This window comes from Streptomyces sp. AK010 (genome assembly GCF_014207295.1).
Taxonomy (GTDB): Bacteria; Actinomycetota; Actinomycetes; order Streptomycetales; family Streptomycetaceae; genus Streptomyces; species Streptomyces massasporeus.
The window spans coordinates 405,535-425,252 of the sequence record NZ_JACHCX010000005.1; the positions used below are offsets into that span (position 1 = coordinate 405,535).

The window sequence follows — 19,718 nt, forward strand, 5'->3', positions numbered from 1 at the left end:
GTACTCAAGACTTCGCGAAGGCCGCCCGAGGGGCGGCCTTCGGCGTTTCCCGGGGTCCGTTCCTCTCTCACCGAGATGGAGTACGGACCCATGAACCTGCTCGGCTTGCTGGACGACCCCCGTCCGTTCGCCCTGCTGCGCCGCCGCACCCCGGGCCACGACCAGGACCTGGTGGAGGTCCTGGTCGGCCCGGTCGCCCCGCACGACCGCCTCGCCGACCTGCCCGACCGGAGCCTCGCGCTGGTGCCCTTCCGGCAGATCCGTGAGCGCGGCTTCGACGTCCGCGACGACGGCACGCCCCTGCTGGCCCTCACGCCCGAGGAGTCGTACGGCGTCCCGCTGGCCGAGGCCCTGGAGCAGCTCCCGGCGCACGAGGTGCGCGTCGAGGACGGCGCCTTCGATGTCGCCGACGAGGAGTACGGCGAGATCGTCGGGCGCGTGCTGCGCGAGGAGATCGGGCGGGGCGAGGGCGCGAACTTCGTGATCCGGCGGACGTACGAGGGCGAGATCCCGGGGTTCGGGCGGGCCGACGCGCTGGCGCTGTTCCGGCGGCTGCTGGAGGGCGAGCGGGGGGCGTACTGGACGTTCGTCGTGCACACCGGGGACCGCACGCTGGTCGGGGCCAGCCCCGAGGTGCATGTGCGGATGTCCGGCGGCACGGTCGTCATGAACCCGATCAGCGGCACCTATCGCTACCCCGCCGAGGGGCCCACCCCCGAGCACCTGCTCGGCTTCCTCGCCGACGCCAAGGAGACCGAGGAGCTGTCGATGGTCGTCGACGAGGAGCTCAAGATGATGTGCACCGTCGGTGACATGGGCGGGGTCGTGGTCGGGCCCCGGCTGAAGGAGATGGCGCATCTCGCGCACACCGAGTACGAACTGCGCGGCCGCTCCTCGCTGGACGTGCGGGAGGTGCTGAAGGAGACCATGTTCGCGGCGACCGTCACCGGCTCGCCGGTGCAGAACGCCTGCCGGGTGATCGAGCGGCACGAGAGCGGCGGGCGCGGCTACTACGCCGGGGCGCTGGCCCTGATCGGCCGGGATCCGGGCGGGTCCCAGACCCTCGACTCCCCCATCCTGATCCGCACCGCCGACATCGACGCGGGCGGGCATCTGCGGGTGCCGGTCGGCGCGACCCTCGTGCGCGGCTCGGACCCGGCGGGCGAGGTGGCCGAGACGCACGCCAAGGCGGCGGGGGTGCTGGCGGCGCTGGGCGTACGGCCGGGAAGGCCGCGTGAGGAGTCCGTGCGGCCCCGGCTGGCCGACGACCCCCGGGTGCGTGCCGCCCTCGACGGACGCCGGGCGTCGCTCGCGCCCTTCTGGCTGCGGATGCAGGAGCAGTCCGAGAGGCTCACCGGACACGCCCTGGTCGTCGACGCCGAGGACACCTTCACCGCGATGCTCGCGCATGTGCTGCGGTCGGGCGGCCTCGAGGTGTCCGTCCGGCGGTACGACGAGGACGGGCTCCGGGAGGCGGTGCTCGCGCACGAGGGGCCCGTCGTGCTCGGCCCGGGACCCGGGGACCCGGCCGATCTCACCGATCCGAAGATGCGGTTCCTGCGCTCGCTGACCGCCGAGGTGATCCGCGGCGAGAACCACGGCGTGCTCGGCGTCTGCCTCGGGCACGAGCTGATCGCGGCCGAGCTGGGGCTGGACATCATGCGCAAGGACGTGCCGTACCAGGGGGCGCAGACGGAGATCGATCTGTTCGGGCGGCGGGAGACCGTCGGCTTCTACAACAGCTTCGTGGCGTGTTGCGACGACGAGACGGCGCAGGAGCTGGCGGCGCACGGTGTCGAGGTCAGCAGGGCTGCGGACGGGGAGGTGCATGCCGTGCGCGGTCCGGGGTTCGCCGGCGTGCAGTTCCACCCGGAGTCGATCCTGACGCTGAACGGCACGGCTGTCGTGCGGGAGTTGGTGGGTCGGTTGCGCAACACGACCGTGTAGCCGTCCGGGGGCTGCCGCCCCCGGACACCCGTGTCCCGGTCAGCCGAAGAACACCCCGACCTCCTCGTACAGCGCCGGGTCCACCGTCTTCAGGCGGGCCGTGGCGTCCGCGATGGGGACGCGGACGATGTCCGTGCCGCGCAGGGCGACCATCCGGCCGAAGTCGCGGTCGCGGACACAGTCGATGGCGTGCAGCCCGAAGCGGGTGGCGAGCCAGCGGTCGAAGGCGCTGGGGGTGCCGCCGCGCTGGACATGTCCGAGGACGGTCGTGCGGGCCTCCTTGCCCGTGCGCTTCTCGATCTCCTTGGCGAGCCACTCCCCGACCCCGGACAGCCGGACGTGCCCGAAGGAGTCCAGCGACTGGTCCTTGAGGACCATGTCGCCGTCCTTCGGCACGGCGCCCTCGGCGACGACGACGATCGGCGCGTACGACGCCCGGAAGCGGGAGGTCACCCAGGTGCACACCTGCTCGACGTCGAAGCGCTGCTCGGGGATGAGGATGACGTTGGCGCCGCCGGCCAGGCCCGAGTGGAGGGCGATCCAGCCGGCGTGCCGTCCCATCACCTCGACGACCAGGACGCGCATGTGGGACTCGGCGGTGGTGTGCAGCCGGTCGATGGCCTCGGTCGCGATGCCGACGGCGGTGTCGAAGCCGAAGGTGTAGTCGGTGGCGGACAGGTCGTTGTCGATCGTCTTGGGTACGCCCACGCAGGGCACGCCGTGCTCGTCGGACAGCCGGGCGGCCACGCCCAGGGTGTCCTCGCCGCCGATGGCGATGAGCGCCTCGACCTCCAGCTCGGCGAGGTTCTCCCTGATACGGCGGATGCCGTTCTCCACTTTCAGCGGGTTGGTCCGCGAGGAGCCGAGAATGGTGCCGCCTCGGGGCAGGATGCCGCGCACGGCGGGGATGTCGAGACGGACGGTGTCGCCCTCCATGGGTCCTCGCCAGCCGTCCCGGAAGCCGGTGAAGTCATAGCCGTACTCCTGCACGCCCTTGCGGACGATGGCCCGGATGACGGCGTTGAGGCCGGGGCAGTCGCCGCCTCCGGTCAGTACTCCGACGCGCATGGAACAGTCCCTTCGCCGCAGGTGCCTGACGAAGGGTCAGTGTGACGTGCGCCTCACTCGTCGTCGAGCCCGCGCTCTATCGCGTACCTGACGAGTTCCACGCGGTTGTGCAACTGGAGCTTGCCGAGGGTGTTCTGGACGTGGTTCTGCACCGTACGGTGGGAGATGACCAGGCGTTCGGCGATCTGCTTGTAGCTCAGGCCCTTGGCGACCAGACGCAGCACCTCGGTCTCGCGGTCGGTGAGCCGCGGCGCCTTGGGTTCGTCGGTGTCGGGGGCGGGGCCCGGTTCGGAGGCCAGGCGGCGGTACTCGCCGAGGACCAGCCCGGCGAGGCCGGGGGTGAAGACCGGGTCGCCGACGGCCGTGCGGCGGACCGCGTCCTGGAGTTCCCCGGTGGAGGCGGACTTGAGCAGATAGCCGGTCGCGCCGGACTTCACGGCCTCCAGGACGTCGGCGTGCTCACCGCTCGCGGACAGCACGAGGACGCGCAGGGCGGGGTTCCCCGCGACGACCTCCTTGCAGACCTGGACGCCGGGCTTGGCGGGCAGGTTCAGGTCGAGCACGAGGACGTCGGGTGCGGCGGCCTTGGCGCGGCGTACGGCCTGGTCGCCGTCGCCGGCGGTGGCGACGACCTCGAAGCCCGACTCGGCGAGGTCGCGGGCGACGGCGTCGCGCCACATGGGGTGGTCGTCGACGACCATGACCTTGATCGGGTCCTGCCGGTCTGAGCTGGTCTCCGTCATCGCTGCTCCGCCTTCCCCCGTGTGTCCGTCACGTCCTTCGGTACCTTCAGCTCGACCTCCGTGCCCTGGCCGGGCACCGTGATCAGTTCCGCGCTGCCGCCCAGGTCGCGCAGCCGGCCGCGGATCGACAGGGCGACGCCGAGCCGTCCCTCGCCCTCGGCCTGGACGAGCCGCCCCTCCGGGATGCCGGGTCCGTCGTCCCGGACGGTGACGATCACCTCGTCCGGCTCGTCCTCGACCAGGATCCACGCGCGTGCGTCCTCACCGGCGTGCCGGCGGACGTTGTCCAGGGCCGCTCCGACGGCGGCGGCCACCTCCCGGGCGGCGGCCGGGGCCAGCGGCACGGGCGCGCCGGGCTCGGCGAGGCTGACCATGGCGCCCGCGTACGGCGCGAGCAGGGCGCGCAGGTCGACGGCACCGCCCGGCTCCGACTCCTCCTCGACGGCCCGGACGAGGGCGCCCTCGGCGGCGTCCTCCGAGACCCTCGACACCGGGACGAGCCCGCCGGAGACCAGGGTGCGCAGCGCGACCTCCTGCTCGCCGGCCATCCGGCCCAGCTCGGCCGCCTCCCCCCCGATCACGGCGCCGCGGCGCTGCACCATCGCCAGCACCTGGAGCACGCTGTCGTGGATGTCCCGGGCGAGGCGCTCCCGCTCGCGCGTCGCGGCCTCGATCTCCAGGGCGCGGGCGAGGGTGCGCTCGGAGGCCCGGGCGACCTCCACGACGTAGCCGATGGCGACGGAGGCGATGCAGACCAGGATGACGTTGTGGACGGTGTCGCGGGCCGGGCTGCCGCGCTCGACCAGGTTGGCGACAGCCACCAGCAAGGAGGCGAGGGCCGCCCAGCGCCAGCCGCCCTTGATGGCGAAGGCCAGGACGGAACCGGCGGTCCATATCGACGGCAGGGTCGGGCCACCGGCCTGGACCCGCTCGTGCGCGTCGGCGACGGTCGTGAGCAGGATGCCGGTGACGGCGATGGTGAGGTCGGCGGCGAGGAACCGCTTGGTGCAGCGGGCCGCGTTCGCGACCCGGGGCAGGGTGGCCAGGGTCCAGCCGCACAGCACGGCGTAGTAGGCGACGGCGACCCAGGGGCGGACGAACTCGTCGTAGGCGGTGGCGAACAAGCCGACCGCGTACAGCATCGTGAGCACCCGGTAGGCGGTGAGCGCACGCCACAGCGGCTGCTCGACCGACATCCTCAGGACACGCTCGCGCTTGGCCATTCCCTCCTGCCCCCCCGGCGAAGCCCCGCTAGGGCTCGGACCGCCGCTGCTCCGTCTGCTGTTCCTTCTCGGCCTGTGCCTTCTGGGCCTTTTCCTTCTCGGCCTGTTCCTTCTCCGCCCGCGCGAGAGCGGCCTTGGCCGCCTTCTCGGCTTCCTTCTCCGCCTTCGCCGCATCCGAGAGCTGCCGCTTCATGGCCGTCGCGTACATGTCGACGTACTCCTGGCCGGAGAGCTTCATGATCTCGTACATGACCTCGTCGGTCACCGCGCGCAGCACGAACCGGTCGTGCTCCATGCCCTGGTAGCGGCTGAAGTCCAGGGGCTTGCCGATGCGGATGCCGGGGCGCATCAGCTTCGGCATGACCTTCCCGGGCGGCTGGATCTTCTCCGTGTCGATCATGGCGACGGGGAGCACGGGGGCACCGGTCGCGAGCGCCACGCGCGCGAGGCCGCCGGGCTTGCCCCGGTAGAGCCGTCCGTCGGGCGAGCGCGTGCCCTCCGGGTAGATCCCGAACAGCTCACCGCGCTCCAGCACGTCCATGCCGCTCTTGATGGCGGCCTCACCCGCGCCGCGCGCTCCGGAGCGGTCCACGGGGAGCTGCCCGACCCCCTTGAAGAAGGCGGCCGTCATCCGGCCCTTCACGCCGGGCGTGGTGAAGTACTCGGCCTTCGCGATGAAGGTGACCTTGCGGTCGAGCACGGCGGGCAGGAAGAAGGAGTCGGAGAAGGACAGGTGATTGCTCGCCAGGATCGCAGCGCCCTCGGCGGGTACGTTCTCCAGGCCCTCCACCCAGGGCCTGAAGGCGAGCTTCAGCGGACCCCCGATGGTGACCTTCATCGCGCCGTACAACAACCGAGTGCCTCCTGTATGTGTCGATCAGACCTTAACCCGGAGCGCTGTCAAAGGCTCCGACGGCCCTGGTCGGTGTCAGTGCGGTCGCGTACGGTGAAGGTCCCGCGAACGACGTGCGACCCCTTCCATGACGTTCTGTGACATTCCGTGATCGTGTCAGTCCCTTCTCACGACCAGGAGGCCGAAGGTGCCGGTCCTTGCCGGAGCCGAGCCGTTTCACCACGAGGGCGGAGAGGTCGCCGTCCTCCTCTGCCACGGCTTCACCGGATCACCGCAGTCGCTGCGCCCCTGGGCGGAGCACCTCGCCGAGCACGGCATGACCGTCTCCCTGCCGCTGCTGCCCGGGCACGGCACGCGCTGGGAGGACCTGCGGATCACGGGCTGGCAGGACTGGTACGCGGAGGTGGACCGGCAGCTGCGCCTGCTGTGCGAGCGCCGCGAGACGGTCTTCGTCGCCGGCCTGTCCATGGGCGGCGCGCTGGCCCTGCGGCTGGCCGCGAAGCACGGCGACGCCGTCCGCGGTGTCATGGTCGTCAACCCCGCGAACAAGGTGCACGGCCTGGCCGCGCACGCCCTCCCGGTGGTGCGCCACCTCGTCCCCGCGACGAAGGGCATCGCCAGCGACATCGCCAAGCCGGACGGCAGGGAGCTCGGCTACGACCGGGTGCCCCTGCACGCGGCGCATTCGCTGCGCCGATTCTTCCAGGCCACGGACCGCGAGCTGCCGCAGGTCACCCAGCCGGTGCTGCTGATGCGCAGCCCGCAGGACCATGTGGTGCCGCCCGTCGACTCCGCCCGGATCCTCAGCCGCATCTCGTCGACGGACGTGAAAGAGGTCATCCTGGAACAGAGCTACCACGTCGCCACGTTGGACCATGACGCGGACCGGATCCACGAGGAGAGCCTCGCGTTCATCGGCCGCATCGTGTCCGGCCTCGGCAAGGAGCCCGGGCTCGGCAAGGAAGGGACGACCGCAGGTGGCTGAGCACGACTCCGACCGCGAGGGCCGGGAGCCGGACGAGAAGGGCGTCCCCTTCGACGAGGAGGCCGCCTGGGCGGCGATCGTCGCCGGGTACGGCGAGGAGCCGCCGGACCCGCCGGGCGCCAAGCCGTTCAAGTCGGTCGAGGACCTGGCCCTGCCGGCGGGCGGGCCCAACGACTCCGGGATCGACGGCGACCGGGGCGACACGGCCGTGAAGTCCGGGGACGCCGTCAAGCCCGCCGAGCCGCAGGAGGCCGAGGGCCCCGGGGACGCGCCCGTGAAGCCCCTGGGCGGGTCGGTGTCCTTCGCGCCCGGCGTCGGCCCGCGTGACTACACCACGCCCGAGCCCGCCGAGGACGACTTCGACGAGGACGACGAAGGCCACTTCGTGCCCCCGGAGCCGCCCCCGCTGCCCACCGCCGACCCGACCTCGAAGTTCGCCTGGCTCGGCGTGCTCGGCGGTCCGGTGCTGCTCCTGCTGGCCGTGCTGCTCGGCTGGGACATGACGTGGTGGCTGACCACGCTGGGGATCGGCGGGTTCCTCGGCGGGTTCGCGACGCTGGTGATGCGCATGCGGACGGACGACGAGGAGGACGACGACCCCGGGCGGGGTGCGGTCGTCTAGGAAGCCGGCACCCTGAGGGCGGCCAGGACCGGAAGGTGGTCCGTGGCCGCCCTCAGGTCTGCGTCGGACACCCCCGGCTGTCCGGTCGGCACGCCGCAGCCCAGCACCTCGATGCCGCCGGTCGCGAAGATCGCGTCGATGCGCTGGTAGGGGTCGGTGGGGGTCCAGGTGTACTCGCCGCCCCAGGGGGCCGCGGCCCGGCAGTCGGTCAGCCGGCCGGCCAGCCGGCGGAAGGCCGGGCCCTCGGGGCGTTCGTTGAGGTCGCCGCCGGCGATCGCGTGCTCCACGCCCAGGCCGGCGAGCCGGTCCAGGAGCATGCCGGACTGCTCGTAGCGCTCGTCCTTCTGGAGGGACAGATGGCAGCTGAGCACGCCGAGGCGGGCGCCGGCGAATCGCACGACCGCGGTGGCGAAGCCGCGGCGGTGCAGGCCGGGAGTGGGCGGCAGGAGGATGTCCTCCGTGCGTTCCACGCTCGCGCGGAGCGAGCTGAGGATGGCCGGTCCCGTGGTGGTGGCGCCGCCGGTGACGATCACCAGGTCGGAGGCGAGGGCGAGGCGGGCGAGTTTCTTGCGCCAGCGGAAGAAGCGGGGGGCTTCCTGGATGAGGACGAGGTCGGGTGCGCAGGCCTTGATGACGCGGGCCAGGGCCTCGGTGTCGTCGCGCATGCTGCGGATGTTGTAGCCGAGGACCCTGATGACTGCGGAACCGTCGGGCTCTGTACGCGAGTTGGGGAGCAGCGACATGTGATCAATTTACGCCCAGAGGGGCGGGGCGCGGGGTTGTGTACGCCTGCCGGTCGTTCGTGGCTGTTCGCGCCCACGCGGCGGAGCCGCACATGGATACAGCCCCGCGCCCCCGGCGCCCGACAGCTCGGGGCGCGGGGTACGTGCGCGAGTGCCGGTCGTTCGTGGCTGTTCGCGCCCACGCGGCGGAGCCGCACATGGATACAGCCCCGCGCCCCTCAGAGCGCACGGCGGTTTACATGATCGGGTCGGGTTCCCTCGCCAGGTCCGCCGCGCCCACCAGGCCCGCCTTGTTGCCCAGTTCCGCCGCGCGGACCTCGGCCACCGGGCGCCAGTTGCCGCCGACCAGCCAGCGCTTGTAGGACTTGCGGATCGGGCCGAGGACCAGTTCGCCCTCGTCGGAGAGGCCGCCGCCGACGATGAACGCGGACGGGTCGAAGAGGGAGGCCAGGTCGGCGAGGCCCGCGCCGACCCAGCGGGCCAGTTCGCGGTAGGAGTCGACGGCCACCCGGTCGCCCTGGCGGGCGGCCATGGAGATGTGCTTGCCCTCGATGCCGTCGGGTGTGCCGTTGCCGAGGCCGAGCAGGGTCTCGGCGTTCTCGGGGGTGGCGTTGGCGCGCTGCTTGGCGTACCTCACCAGCGCCCGGCCCGACGCGTACTGCTCCCAGCAGCCCTGTGAACCGCAGCCGCACAGCAGGCCGTCCGGCACCATGCGGATGTGGCCGAACTCGGCGGCCACGCCGAAGTGCCCGCGGCGCAGCTTGTTGCCGATGATGATGCCGCCGCCGAGGCCGGTGCCCAGCGTGATGCAGATGACGTTGCGATGGCCCTTGCCCGCGCCGAACTTGTACTCGCCCCACGCCGCGGCGTTCGCGTCGTTCTCCACGACCACCGGGAGGCCCACGCGAGCCTCGACCTTTTCCTTGAGCGGCTCGTTGCGCCAGTGGATGTTGGGCGCGAAGTAGACCTCGGAGCGCTGCCGGTTCACGTAGCCGGCGGCACCGATGCCCACGCCGACGATGTCGTGACCGACGCGTGCGCCGTCCACCGCAGAGGCGATGGCGTCCACGATGCCCTCAGCCGTGCCCGGGGTCGGCACCTTGTGGGTCGAGAGGATGTTGCCTTCCTCATCGACCACGCCGGCCGCGATCTTCGTGCCGCCGATGTCGACGCCGATGGTGAGTCCCATGAATCCCTCAGTTTCGGTCGAGCCCCGCTACGGCCAACGGTACCCGAGCCCTGCCCCCGGGTTCGCTGTCGTCCGCACGGTGGGCACCCCGGGCGGCCGCACCGCGGCCGCCGCCCGGCCGGTGCCGGGGACTCAGTCCAGGTCGATGCGCTCCCCGGGGCCGGCGTCGTCGCCGCCGTCCCGGTGTCCGCCCTGGTCACGGGGATCGTCCTGGTCGTCGCGGCCGGTCCAGCGCCGCTCCTGGGCCTGCACGGCGGAGCGGTAGGCCGCGAGCAGTTCGTTCCCGGCTGCCGCCAGGTGGTCGAAGACGTCCGGATTGCGTTCGATGACGGGTTCGACGGCGTCCTTGGCCTGCTGGACGACCTGTCGTACGACCTGCTGGGCGGCGGGTCCCGCGACCGCGCCGAGCAGCGGGGACTGGGCACCGGACAGCTTCTCCGCGACGGCGTCGACGAGCTTCTTCAGTTCCTCGGCGGCTGAGCCCGGGGGCGTGCCGTGCTCGGCGCGGCGGCGGGCCTTCTCCGCCTTGAGGTCCTCGGCGCACGCGGTCGCCCAGGCGTCGGCGTCGCTCGCCCGCACCTCGTCCGCGGCCTCTTCGCGGGCGGCGTCGGACGGGGGGAGCTCTTCGCTCATGACGGACTCCTGACTACGGTTCGTCCCTCCGACGTTACCCGAACGGGCGTACCGGGTCCCCGGGCCGGGACCGGCCGTGTTCGCCCGGTTCCGCCCCGCTGTCTCACTTGTCCTGCGGCCACAGCTTCGGGTCGGGCGCGAAGCGGATCCGCAGCTCGCCGTCGCGCAGGGCGGCTCCGTCGACGGTGCAGCGGCGCAGCACGGAGGGCAGCGGGACGACCCGGCGGAACCTCCCCGCCGTGACGACGAGTTCGTCGCCGCGCCGGACGAGGTCCAGTTCCTCGCGTATGGCGCCGGGCAGCGGGATCTGCCAGACGAGCACGCCGTCCTCACCGAGCCGGTCGGTCACCGGCCAGTCGGCGGCGGGGGCCCCCTGTGCGACGCCGGGCACGGCGAGGGCGGTGAGGTCGTCCACGCCGCGTGGGTCGTGTCCGAGGTGGGCGACGGTGCGCACGTCGTACGACTCCCGCCACTCCTCCAGCGTCTTGCGCTGCTGGGCGACCGGGCCGGCGAGCCAGGTGTCCGGGGACGCCTCGGGCAGGACGCGGTTGGCGACCACGACGTCGGTGGCGAGACCGCGCAGGGCGAGGCCGAGGCAGGCGGTGCGCAGCGCGTCGGCACCGGCCGGGCCGGGCTCGGCGACCAGTCGTACGACGGTGCCGCGGTCGGCGACGACCGCCTCGACGGCGGCCAGTTCCAGGTCCCAGCGGGCCGCCGTCTCGTAGAGCCACTCGGCGGGCATGGGGACGCCGGCGAGGCGGCCGAGGACGGGGCGCAGGGCGCGGGCGGCCTGCCGTTCGGGCGGGAGGAGGCGGCGCAGACAGCGGCGGAGTTCCTCGGGCAGGGCGAGGAGGGCGAGGGCCTGCGGGGCCGGGGGGAGGTCGACGACGAGGGTGTCGTACTTCTCGGACAGCGCGGCGTCCCGCAGGGCCCGCAGCAGGGCGAGTTCCTCGGCGCCGGGCAGGGGGGTGAGTTCCTCGGGGTCGAGGCGGGAGGCGCCGAGCAGGTCCAGGGCGGAGGAGGCGCGGTCCTGGAGGGCGACGAGGTCCCTGCGGAAGTCCTGCGCGGCGTCGGGACGCCAGGCGGTGAGGTGCGGGGCGGCCTGGACCGGGGCCGGGCCGGTCGCCACCCCCAGGGCGGCACCGAGGCTGTCCGCGCGGTCGGTGCCGAGGACGAGGGTGCGGTCGCCCTCGGCCGCCGCGGCCAGGGCGGTCGCGGCCGCGAGGGTGGTACGACCGCTGCCGCCGGGGCCGGTGATCAGGATGGTGCGCATGGGGCTGAACGGTACCGGGAGTCGCCGGAGCACCCGGTGCTGCCGACGGGTGACTGCGCGGCCAGGGCTACTTGCCCGCTTCGACCCGCTTCTTCAGCCCCGCCAGCGCCCGGTCGATGATGACCTTCTCGGCCTTGCGCTTGATCATGCCGAGCATGGGGATCTTCACGTCGACGGTCAGGACGTATGTGACCTCCGTGCCGCCCGCGCCGGACGGCTTGAGGAGGTAGGAGCCGTCGAGGGACCGGAGCATCTGGGACTTCACCAGCGTCCAGGACACCTCGTTCTCCCCGGTCCAGGTGTAGCCGAGGACCTGGTCGTCCTTGATGGCGCCCGCGTCCATGACGAGACGGACCTGCTCGGCGCGGCCCTGGGCGTCGGTCTTGAGGACCTCGGCCTCCTTCACCTCGCCGGTCCAGTCCGGGTAGCGGGCGAAATCGGAGATGACCGCCATGACGTCGGCCGGGGCCGCCTCGATGGTGATGCTCGAGCTGGTGTGTTCCGCCATCGCCGTGGCTCCTCCAGATACGGGCCGGTATGAGGCCGTGCGCAGGTGCGTGCAGCGTGAAGGCTACCGCGCACGGGACCCGCGGATCTCACCCGACCTGGGGCGTCCTCACCACTCCAGCGCCCAGGGCGTTCCGGTCGACGCGAAGTGGCCCACGTTCACGCACTCGGTCGCCCCGATCCGCATCCTCTTCACCAGCGGCTGGTGGACGTGTCCGAAGAGGGAGTAGCGGGGCCGGGTGCGGCGGATGGCGTCCAGCAGGGCGCGGCTGCCGCGCTCGAAGCGGCGGGCGACGGTGTCGTAGACCAGCTCGGGCACCTCGGGCGGGATGTGCGTGCAGAGCACGTCGACCTCGCCCACGGCCTCGATCTTCGCCGCGTACTCCTCGTCGCTGATCTCGTACGGCGTCCGCATCGGTGTGCGCAGGCCGCCGCCGACGAAGCCGAAGACCCGGCCGCCGATCTCGACGCGCTCGCCGTCGAGGACGGTCGTGCCGGGGCCCGCGTACTCCCGCCACAGGGGCGGCATGTCGACGTTGCCGTAGGTGGCGTACGTCGGAGTGGGGAGGGCGGCGAACAGTTCGGCGTACTGCTTGCGCACCGCCTTTTCGATCACCGTGGCGCGCTCCCCCTGGAGTCCGGCCCACAGCTCGGCCCCGAGCACCCGGGCCTCCTCGAATCGGCGGGCGGTGCGCAGCGCGACGATGCGGTCGGCGTTCTCGACGCCGAACAGGTCGGGGAAGATGCCGCGGGAGTGGTCCGCGTAGTCGAGGAAGAGGACGAGGTCGCCCAGACATATCAGGGCGTCCGCGCCCTCACCGGCCCTGGCCAGGTCGCGGGCGTTGCCGTGCACGTCGCTGACCACGTGTACGCGCGTCCGGTGGTTGCGGGCTGGTGTGGGTGCCATGACGATCAAGCGTAAGCGTGTGCGGCAAAGGTGAACAGTGGCGGCCGGACCTGCGGTTACTGGCCAGTCAGTTAGTCCGTGGACTACTGTGCGCGATGGAATACCCAACTGTGTGACGCAGCGAACATCTCGACGGGACCCCCTGTCGGAGAAGCCATACCGGCGGGTAACGTCCGGGCAGTCCAGTCGTGCTCTGCATTTCAACAAGTGAATGCCTGAGTACCTCCCCGAGCCTTGGACCGCACCGTCGCAGCACACACCGTCGTGGCGCCGGCGCCCTATGAGGAGCAGCAGTCTTGCGCGAGTTCAGCCTTCCGGCTTTGTACGAGGTCCCTGCGGACGGAAATCTGACCGACATCGTCCGCAGAAACGCCGCGCAGCACCCGGACGTCGCCGTCATCGCCCGCAAGATCGGTGGCAACTGGCAGGACGTCACGGCCACCGAGTTCCTCGCCGAGGTGCACACGGCCGCGAAGGGGCTGATCGCCGCCGGGGTGCAGCCGGGCGACCGGGTGGGCCTGATGTCCCGCACCCGCTACGAGTGGACGCTGCTGGACTTCGCGATCTGGAGCGCGGGCGCGGTGACCGTGCCGGTCTACGAGACCAGTTCGCCGGAGCAGGTGCAGTGGATCCTCGGCGACTCGGGCGCGACCGCCTGTGTCGTGGAGTCGGACGCCCACTCGGCCGCGATCGAGTCGGTGCGCGACCGGCTTCCGGCGCTCAAGCACGTGTGGCAGATCGACGGCGGCGGCCTCGACGAGCTGGGCCGGCTCGGCCAGGACGTCACGGACGAGACGGTCGAGGAGCGCGGCTCGTTCGCCAAGGCCGACGACCCGGCGACCATCGTCTACACCTCGGGCACCACCGGCCGCCCCAAGGGCTGTGTGCTTACCCACCGCAGCTTCTTCGCCGAATGCGGCAACATCGTCGAGCGGCTGCGTCCGCTGTTCCGCACGGGCGAGTGCTCGGTGCTGCTGTTCCTGCCGCTCGCGCACGTCTTCGGCCGGCTGGTGCAGATCGCGCCCATGATGGCGCCGATCAAGCTGGGCACGGTCCCTGACATCAAGGACCTCACCGACGAGCTGGCCGCGTTCCGTCCGACGCTGATCCTCGGTGTGCCGCGCGTCTTCGAGAAGGTCTACAACTCGGCGCGCGCCAAGGCGCAGGCCGACGGCAAGGGCAAGATCTTCGACAAGGCCGCCGACACCGCCATCGCCTACAGCAAGGCGCTGGACACCCCCTCGGGCCCGTCCTTCGGCCTGAAGATCAAGTACAAGACGTTCGACAAGCTCGTCTACAGCAAACTGCGCGCGGTCCTCGGCGGCCGGGGCGAGTACGCCATCTCCGGCGGCGCCCCGCTCGGCGAGCGCCTCGGTCACTTCTTCCGCGGCATCGGCTTCACGGTCCTGGAGGGCTACGGCCTGACCGAGTCCTGCGCGGCCACCGCGTTCAACCCCTGGGACCGGCAGAAGATCGGCACGGTCGGCCAGCCGCTGCCGGGTTCGGTGGTGCGGATCGCCGACGACGGCGAGGTGCTGCTGCACGGCGAGCACCTGTTCAAGGAGTACTGGAACAACCCCGGCGCGACCGCGGAGGCGCTGGCCGACGGCTGGTTCCACACCGGTGACATCGGCACCCTCGACGAGGACGGCTACCTCAGGATCACCGGCCGCAAGAAGGAGATCATCGTCACCGCGGGCGGCAAGAACGTCGCCCCGGCCGTGATCGAGGACCGCATCCGGGCGCACGCCCTGGTCGCGGAGTGCATGGTGGTGGGCGACGGGCGGCCGTTCGTGGGCGCGCTGGTCACCATCGACGAGGAGTTCCTGGGCCGTTGGTGCTCCGACCACGGCAAGCCGGCGGGTTCCACCGCGGCGTCGCTGAGCGAGGACCCGGACCTGCTGGCCGCGATCCAGGCGGCGGTCGACGACGGCAACGCCGCGGTGTCGAAGGCGGAATCGGTGCGGAAGTTCCGCATTCTGTCCTCCCAGTTCACGGAGGAGTCGGGCCACCTGACCCCCTCGCTGAAGCTGAAGCGGAACGTGGTGGCGAAGGACTACGCGCACGAGGTCGAGGCGATCTACGCCAAGTAGCGCGCGTGCGGCGTCATGGCGCGGTGTCCTCGGCGAGGACCCGCGCCATCGTGCGTTCGGCGAGCGCGGTGATGGTCACGAAGGGGTTCACCCCGAGCGAGCCGGGCACGAGCGAGCCGTCGGTGACGTACAGCCGGGGGTATCCCTTGACCCGCCCGTAGTCGTCGGTCGCCCTGCCCAGCACGCAGCCGCCCAGCGGGTGGTAGGTGAAGTCGTCGGCGAAGACCTTGCTCCTCGAACCGAACAGGTCGTAGCGGTAGATCGTCGCGTTGGCCGCGTTGATCCGGTCGAAGAGCCTCTTGGCCATGGCGACGGAGACCGCGGAGTGCGCGGCCGTCCAGCCCAGCCGCAACCGGCCGGAGGCCGTGTCGTAGGACAAGGACGCCCGTTCCGGGTTCCTGGTGATCGCCAGGTAGAGGCTCACCCAGTGCTCCAGGCCCGTCGGCAGCGGGGCGATCTCGGCGAACACCGGGTTGGCGGTGTTCGCCCAGTCGTCGATGCCCATGACCGGCATGGTCGACTGGTTCGCTCCGACCGTGTCCCACAGGTGGTTGGCCCGGCCCAGCATCACGTTGCCGTTGGTGCCCCAGCCGGCGCCGACACTGGCGTCGAGGCCGGGCAGGGTGCCCGTCTCCCGGGCGCGCAGCAGCAGTTCGGTGGTGCCGAGGCTGCCGCCGCCGAGGAAGAGGTACGTGCAGCCGTACTCCTTGGTCTGGACGACCCGGCCGGTCTCGTCGATGCGGTCGGCCGTCAGGACGTAGGTGCCGTCCGGCGCGCGGCCGACGGCGCGCACCTTCTCCAGGGTGTGGATGGTGACGTTGCCGGTGCCGAGCGCGGCGGCGAGGTAGGTCTTGTCGAGGCTGCGCTTGCCGTGGTTGTTGCCGTAGATGACCTCGCCGCCGAGCGCCGACTTCGGGGCGGTGCCGGCCGCCTCGCGCTGCATGTGGCCGAAGTCGTAGACGCTCGGCACGAAGGTGGTGCGCAGGCCCGTCTTCTCGGCGTGCCTGCGGGAGACGCGGGTGAAGCGGTACCACTCCGTCGACTCGAACCAGGCGGGGTCGACGGTGTTCACGCCGAGGGCGGCGCGGGCGCGCGGGAAGTACGTGCCGTACATCTCGTCGGCGTCGACGGTGGGGAACTGCTCGGCGAAGTACGACCGGGGCGGGGTGACCGCCATGCTCCCGTTGACCAGGGAGCCGCCGCCGACGCCCCGGCCGACGTACACGGACATCTGGTCGAAGTGCACGCGGTCCAGGACGCCGGGGTAGGGGTCGATGTCCCGGTTGACCACGTCCAGCCACAGGAAGCTGGACAGGGGGGCCTCGGTGCGGGTGCGGAACCACATGGACCGCTGGTCGGGGGCGCTGGTGGTGCAGAAGACCTTGCCGTCGGGGCCGTTGGTGTTCCAGAGGCGGCCCATCTCCAGGACGATCGTGCGGATGCCGGCCTGGCCGAGACGGAGGGCGGCTACGGCGCCGCCGTAGCCGGAGCCGACAACGATCGCCGGGGCGGTGTCGACGGCGTCGGGCTGGGCGGCACGGGCGCTTTCGAGGCCGACGCGGGTGAAGCCGAGGGTGGCTGCGGTCTGGAGGGCTGCCATGCCCAGGATCTGACGTCTTGTCAGCTGACGCTGCATCAGTTTTACTGTCATGCGCGCAGCATCGGCGGAATTTTCGGTTCCGCCTAGTGGGGTGCGGCGTGATCCTTGGGGGCGGGTGCGGGTTGTCCGTGGCCTGTCGCGCCCACGCGACGGAGCCGCACATGGATACAGCTCCGCGCCCCGAGGGACGACCGCCCTACAGCAAGTCTTTGAGCCGCTCGGCGAGCAGGTCCCAGCGCCACTTCTCCTCGACCCACGCCCGGCCCCGCTCCCCCATCCTGCGGCGGAGCCCGGCGTCGCCGAGGAGGACGGTGATGCGGTCGGCGGCCTCCTCCGGGGAACCGCCCTTCACCACCCAGCCGGTCTCCCCGTCGAGGACCGCGTCCGGGGCGCCGCCCGAGTCGCCGGCCACGACCGGCAGGCCCGTCGCGGAGGCCTCCAGGTAGACGATGCCGAGGCCCTCGACGTCCAGGCCGCCGCGGCGGGTGCGGCAGGGCATCGCGAAGACGTCGCCGGCGCCGTAGTGGGCGGGCAGCTCCGACCAGGGCACGGCGCCGGTGAAGCGGACGGCGGAGGCGACGCCCGTCTCGTGCGCGAGCCGTCGCAGATCCTTCTCGTAGGGGCCGCCGCCGACGATCAGCAGGACGGTGTCCGGCTCGGCGGCGAGGATGCGGGGCAGGGCCCGGATCAGGGTGTCCTGCCCCTTGCGCCGCACCAGCCGGGAGACGCAGACCACCACGGGCCGGTCCATCAGGCCCAGCCGGGCCCGCACCTCGTCGCCGCCCGAGCCGGGGTGGAAGGTCTTCTCGTCGACGCCGGGCGGCAGCTGCGCCATCCGGTCGGCAGCCCCGGGCGTCAGGGCGGGGGCGATGCGCGAGCGGGTGTACTCGCCGAGGTAGGTGATCGTGTCCGTGGCGTCGCCGATCCGGCGCAGCAGCTGCCGGGCGGCGGGCAGCTGGGCCCAGCCGGCCTCGTGGCCGTGCGTGGTGGCGACCAGCCGCTCGGCGCCCGCACCGCGCAGCGCCGGGGCCATCAGGCCGAGCGGGGCCGCCGCCCCGAACCACACCGAGGCGCAGCCGTGCTCTCGCAGCAGACCGACGGCCCGCCGGGTGGCGCCCGGCGTCGGCAGCAGCATGGTCGTGCGATCCCGTACGACGGTGAAGGGCTGCTCGGCGTCGAAGGCGCGGGTCGCCTCGATGCCCTCCCGGGTCCGCTTCCAGGTCGAGGCGTAGACGACCAGCTGCTGCGGGTCCAGCCGCAGCGCCATGTTGTGCAGGAAGGCCTGGATGCCGCCGGGCCGGGGCGGGAAGTCGTTCGTCACGATCAGGGTCTTGCGCACGCCGCCGACCCTACCGAACCGCCCTCGTCGCCCTGTGCGCCGGCGCGTATGGCACGCTCACAGCTGGCGGGCCCATCATGGCCCCCTCGACACGGCAGGCGAACAGGCAGGGATCACGACGTGAAGACGACGGGCACGGGGCGGTCCCCGGCATGGCTGCCGGTGGTCTGGTGTCTCACGAGGCTGGTGCTGCTGCTGTTCGTCCTGAAGGTGTACGTCTTCCCGGGCCCGGACGTGACGAGCGACGTGCAGGTGATCTACCAGGGCTGGTTCGACGTCCTGAGCACCGGAACGTTCCCGCTGAACGACGTCACCTGGCAGTACCCGCCCGCCGCCGCGCTGGCGATCCTCTCCCCCGGCCTGCTGCCCTTCCTGGACTACGCGACCGCGTTCTACGTCCTGGTCTGCGTCACCGACCTGGCCGTGCTGGCCCTGATGACGTACGCGGGCCGCCGCCCGGGCCGGTCGCTGCGCGGCGCCTGGGTGTGGGTGATCGGCGTCCCGCTGCTCGGCCCGACGGTGTACGCCCGCTACGACGTGATGGTCACGGCCGTGGCGATGGCCGCACTGCTCGCGGGCGCCCGGCACCCCAAGGCGATGGGGGCCCTGGCCGCCTTCGGGGCGCTGCTGAAGGTGTGGCCCGCGATGCTGTTCCTCGCCGCCCGCCGGCGCAGCGCCTGGGTGTCGGCACTGGTGACCGGCGTCGTGGTGACGGGGGTGTTCGCGCTGACCATGCCGGGCGCGTTCGCGTTCCTGACCTTCCAGCGCGACCGGGGCACCGAGGTGGAGTCGCTGGGCGCGCTGGTCTTCCACGTCGCGCGGCACTTCGGCTGGCAGGGCGAGGTGAAGCTGAACTACGGATCGATCGAGTTCCTCGGGCCGTACGTGAGCGAGGTGAGCACCGGCGCGCTGTTCCTGACCGGGGCGGCCTTCGGCTGGCTGGTGCTGTGGCGACTGCTGGCCCGGCACTTCGAGGAGCACACGCTCGCCGACGCGGCCTTCGTCGCGGTGCTGATGTTCACCACCACCAGCCGGGTGATCAGCCCGCAGTACATGGTGTGGCTGGTCGGGCTGGCGGCGGTGTGCCTGTACTTCCCGGGCAGCCGGATGCGGCTGCCCGTCACGCTGGTACTGGTGGCGTGCTTCGTGACGGTGCTGGAGTTCCCGTACTACTTCGCAAACGTGGTGGCCAGCGACGGTCTCGGCCTCACCCTGCTGTTCCTGCGCAACGGCCTGCTGGTGGCCGCCACCCTCCTCGCGGCCCGCGCCCTGTGGAAGGCGACCGTGCCGCGCACGGTCCCCGCCACCCTGCCCTCTCAGCCGGCCGCCCGTGCCGGGGAGACCCCCGTCTCCTCCTGAGCCGGGGCGCGCCGGAACAGCACCCCCGCCAGCGCGCACTGCACCGCCACCGCGAGCGCCAGCGCGACACACACCCCCGGCAGCCCGAGCCCCGTCAGGCTGTACGCCAGGGCCAGCTGCACCGCGGTCCCGAGCAGGGTCACCCGCAGCAGCACCGAGGCGCCCCCGCTGCCCGAAGCAGACCGAGATCACCGACCAGGTCCGCTTCAACACGGTCCTCGCCTTCCTGCGCCACCTGCCCGACCGGCACGAGCAGGCCGCGGTGCTGCGCCGGAGGCTGGAGTTCCTGGAGACCCCGACGAGCTTCTTCTACGCGTCCGGCAAGCCGGTCCGCGCCGAGGAGGCCGAGGACCTGTTCCGCCACGGCATGCTCCGGGTGGCCCGGGCGACGGGCGAGGCGGAGAGGGCGTGGCTGCGGGAGGCCGTCGACCGCCTCGACCGGCCGGAGTGAAGCGGAGACCGGCCGGAGCGAGGCCCTCGGCGGCTCGGACCCGGACCAGCCCAGCGACCACGGGGCGCGCGAGACCCTCGGCGGTCCGGACCCGGACCAGCCCAGCGACCACGGGGCGCGCGAGACCCTCGGCGGTCCGGACCCGGACCAGCCCAGCGACCACGGGGCGCGCGAGACCCTCGC

The 19,718-nt window shown here is 72.2% G+C and carries 17 protein-coding genes and 2 pseudogenes; 6 read left to right on the forward strand and 13 right to left on the reverse strand.

Features of this window, described 5'->3' with window-relative positions; translation table 11 throughout:
* Positions 1-90: 90 nt before the first annotated feature.
* Entirely contained in the window at positions 91-1,947 is a 1,857-nt protein-coding gene (locus HDC93_RS12990) for an anthranilate synthase family protein (RefSeq protein WP_185010256.1), read from the forward strand.
* 39 nt (positions 1,948-1,986) lie between these two features.
* Here the strand turns inward: HDC93_RS12990 and HDC93_RS12995 are convergent, their stop codons facing one another.
* Genes HDC93_RS12995 through HDC93_RS13010 form a run of 4 tightly spaced genes read right to left on the reverse strand, consistent with a single transcriptional unit; the run spans position 1,987 to position 5,819 of the window.
* Positions 1,987-3,015: a 6-phosphofructokinase gene (locus HDC93_RS12995; RefSeq protein ID WP_185010258.1), complete on the reverse strand. Its 1,029-nt coding sequence runs from the start codon at positions 3,013-3,015 to the stop codon at positions 1,987-1,989.
* A gap of 53 nt (positions 3,016-3,068) precedes the next feature.
* Positions 3,069-3,758: a response regulator transcription factor gene (locus HDC93_RS13000; protein ID WP_185010260.1), complete on the reverse strand. Its 690-nt coding sequence runs from the start codon at positions 3,756-3,758 to the stop codon at positions 3,069-3,071.
* Complete coding sequence (gene macS, locus HDC93_RS13005; protein ID WP_185010262.1) at positions 3,755-4,981, reverse strand: MacS family sensor histidine kinase; 1,227 nt, start codon at positions 4,979-4,981, stop codon at positions 3,755-3,757. The genes HDC93_RS13000 and macS overlap by 4 nt, the downstream gene beginning before the upstream one ends.
* Positions 4,982-5,009: 28 nt before the next feature.
* Entirely contained in the window at positions 5,010-5,819 is an 810-nt protein-coding gene (locus tag HDC93_RS13010) for a 1-acyl-sn-glycerol-3-phosphate acyltransferase (protein ID WP_185010421.1), read from the reverse strand.
* 202 nt (positions 5,820-6,021) lie between these two features.
* On the opposite strand from HDC93_RS13010, the gene HDC93_RS13015 reads away from it, so the two are divergent.
* Positions 6,022-6,819 carry a carboxylesterase gene (locus HDC93_RS13015; protein ID WP_185010264.1) on the forward strand — a complete coding sequence of 266 codons (798 nt, stop codon included), beginning with the start codon at positions 6,022-6,024 and terminating at the stop codon, positions 6,817-6,819.
* Positions 6,812-7,441, forward strand: coding sequence for a hypothetical protein (locus tag HDC93_RS13020; RefSeq protein ID WP_185010265.1), 630 nt, complete (start codon positions 6,812-6,814; stop codon positions 7,439-7,441). Before HDC93_RS13015 ends, HDC93_RS13020 begins: the two co-directional genes overlap by 8 nt.
* Here HDC93_RS13020 and HDC93_RS13025 read toward each other — a convergent pair.
* The 6 genes from HDC93_RS13025 to HDC93_RS13050 form a co-directional block, all read right to left on the reverse strand.
* Complete coding sequence (locus HDC93_RS13025) at positions 7,438-8,184, reverse strand: endonuclease/exonuclease/phosphatase family protein (RefSeq protein ID WP_185010267.1); 747 nt, start codon at positions 8,182-8,184, stop codon at positions 7,438-7,440. The genes HDC93_RS13020 and HDC93_RS13025 overlap by 4 nt on opposite strands.
* Before the next feature lie 235 nt (positions 8,185-8,419).
* Entirely contained in the window at positions 8,420-9,373 is a 954-nt protein-coding gene (locus HDC93_RS13030; RefSeq protein WP_031107652.1) for an ROK family glucokinase, read from the reverse strand.
* 132 nt (positions 9,374-9,505) lie between these two features.
* The gene (locus HDC93_RS13035; RefSeq protein ID WP_185010269.1) at positions 9,506-10,006 is read right to left on the reverse strand and encodes a DUF5304 domain-containing protein; all 501 of its coding nucleotides are present in this window, start codon (positions 10,004-10,006) and stop codon (positions 9,506-9,508) included.
* 103 nt (positions 10,007-10,109) lie between these two features.
* On the reverse strand, positions 10,110-11,279 hold the full coding sequence (locus HDC93_RS13040) for an ArsA family ATPase (protein ID WP_185010270.1): 1,170 nt from the start codon (positions 11,277-11,279) through the stop codon (positions 10,110-10,112).
* Between the two features lie 67 nt (positions 11,280-11,346).
* On the reverse strand, positions 11,347-11,787 hold the full coding sequence (locus tag HDC93_RS13045; RefSeq protein ID WP_031107656.1) for an SRPBCC family protein: 441 nt from the start codon (positions 11,785-11,787) through the stop codon (positions 11,347-11,349).
* A gap of 108 nt (positions 11,788-11,895) precedes the next feature.
* Positions 11,896-12,693, reverse strand: a complete 798-nt coding sequence (locus tag HDC93_RS13050; RefSeq protein ID WP_185010272.1) for a metallophosphoesterase — start codon at positions 12,691-12,693, stop codon at positions 11,896-11,898.
* Positions 12,694-12,989: 296 nt separating this feature from the next.
* On the opposite strand from HDC93_RS13050, the gene HDC93_RS13055 reads away from it, so the two are divergent.
* Entirely contained in the window at positions 12,990-14,786 is a 1,797-nt protein-coding gene (locus HDC93_RS13055) for a long-chain fatty acid--CoA ligase (protein WP_185010274.1), read from the forward strand.
* Between the two features lie 13 nt (positions 14,787-14,799).
* On the opposite strand, the gene HDC93_RS13060 is transcribed toward HDC93_RS13055, so the two are convergent.
* Complete coding sequence (locus HDC93_RS13060) at positions 14,800-16,386, reverse strand: GMC oxidoreductase (protein WP_185010276.1); 1,587 nt, start codon at positions 16,384-16,386, stop codon at positions 14,800-14,802.
* A gap of 196 nt (positions 16,387-16,582) precedes the next feature.
* The gene (locus tag HDC93_RS13065) at positions 16,583-17,725 is read right to left on the reverse strand and encodes a glycosyltransferase family 4 protein (RefSeq protein WP_185010278.1); all 1,143 of its coding nucleotides are present in this window, start codon (positions 17,723-17,725) and stop codon (positions 16,583-16,585) included.
* A 120-nt stretch (positions 17,726-17,845) separates the two neighbouring features.
* On the opposite strand from HDC93_RS13065, the gene HDC93_RS13070 reads away from it, so the two are divergent.
* Positions 17,846-19,084, forward strand: a complete 1,239-nt coding sequence (locus HDC93_RS13070) for a glycosyltransferase family 87 protein (protein ID WP_185010280.1) — start codon at positions 17,846-17,848, stop codon at positions 19,082-19,084.
* Here the strand turns inward: HDC93_RS13070 and HDC93_RS13075 are convergent.
* Positions 19,042-19,257: pseudogene (locus tag HDC93_RS13075) on the reverse strand (MATE family efflux transporter); the annotation flags it as partial. The gene HDC93_RS13070 and the pseudogene HDC93_RS13075 overlap by 43 nt on opposite strands.
* Here HDC93_RS13075 and HDC93_RS13080 point away from each other — a divergent pair.
* Positions 19,245-19,535, forward strand: a pseudogene (locus HDC93_RS13080) (PadR family transcriptional regulator); the annotation flags it as partial. The pseudogenes HDC93_RS13075 and HDC93_RS13080 sit on opposite strands and share 13 nt — an antisense overlap.
* Positions 19,536-19,718: the final 183 nt, after the last annotated feature.

Coding starts and splice junctions, on each gene's coding strand:
- HDC93_RS13030 (WP_031107652.1), bottom strand. CDS start 9,373: ATGGGACTCACCATCGGCGTCGACATCGGCGGCACGAAGATCGCGGCC.
- HDC93_RS12995 (WP_185010258.1), bottom strand. CDS start 3,015: ATGCGCGTCGGAGTACTGACCGGAGGCGGCGACTGCCCCGGCCTCAAC.
- HDC93_RS13025 (WP_185010267.1), bottom strand. CDS start 8,184: ATGTCGCTGCTCCCCAACTCGCGTACAGAGCCCGACGGTTCCGCAGTC.
- HDC93_RS13000 (WP_185010260.1), bottom strand. CDS start 3,758: ATGACGGAGACCAGCTCAGACCGGCAGGACCCGATCAAGGTCATGGTC.
- HDC93_RS13010 (WP_185010421.1), bottom strand. CDS start 5,819: ATGAAGGTCACCATCGGGGGTCCGCTGAAGCTCGCCTTCAGGCCCTGG.
- HDC93_RS12990 (WP_185010256.1), top strand. CDS start 91: ATGAACCTGCTCGGCTTGCTGGACGACCCCCGTCCGTTCGCCCTGCTG.
- HDC93_RS13045 (WP_031107656.1), bottom strand. CDS start 11,787: ATGGCGGAACACACCAGCTCGAGCATCACCATCGAGGCGGCCCCGGCC.
- HDC93_RS13040 (WP_185010270.1), bottom strand. CDS start 11,279: ATGCGCACCATCCTGATCACCGGCCCCGGCGGCAGCGGTCGTACCACC.
- HDC93_RS13060 (WP_185010276.1), bottom strand. CDS start 16,386: ATGGCAGCCCTCCAGACCGCAGCCACCCTCGGCTTCACCCGCGTCGGC.
- HDC93_RS13035 (WP_185010269.1), bottom strand. CDS start 10,006: ATGAGCGAAGAGCTCCCCCCGTCCGACGCCGCCCGCGAAGAGGCCGCG.
- HDC93_RS13050 (WP_185010272.1), bottom strand. CDS start 12,693: ATGGCACCCACACCAGCCCGCAACCACCGGACGCGCGTACACGTGGTC.
- macS (WP_185010262.1), bottom strand. CDS start 4,981: ATGGCCAAGCGCGAGCGTGTCCTGAGGATGTCGGTCGAGCAGCCGCTG.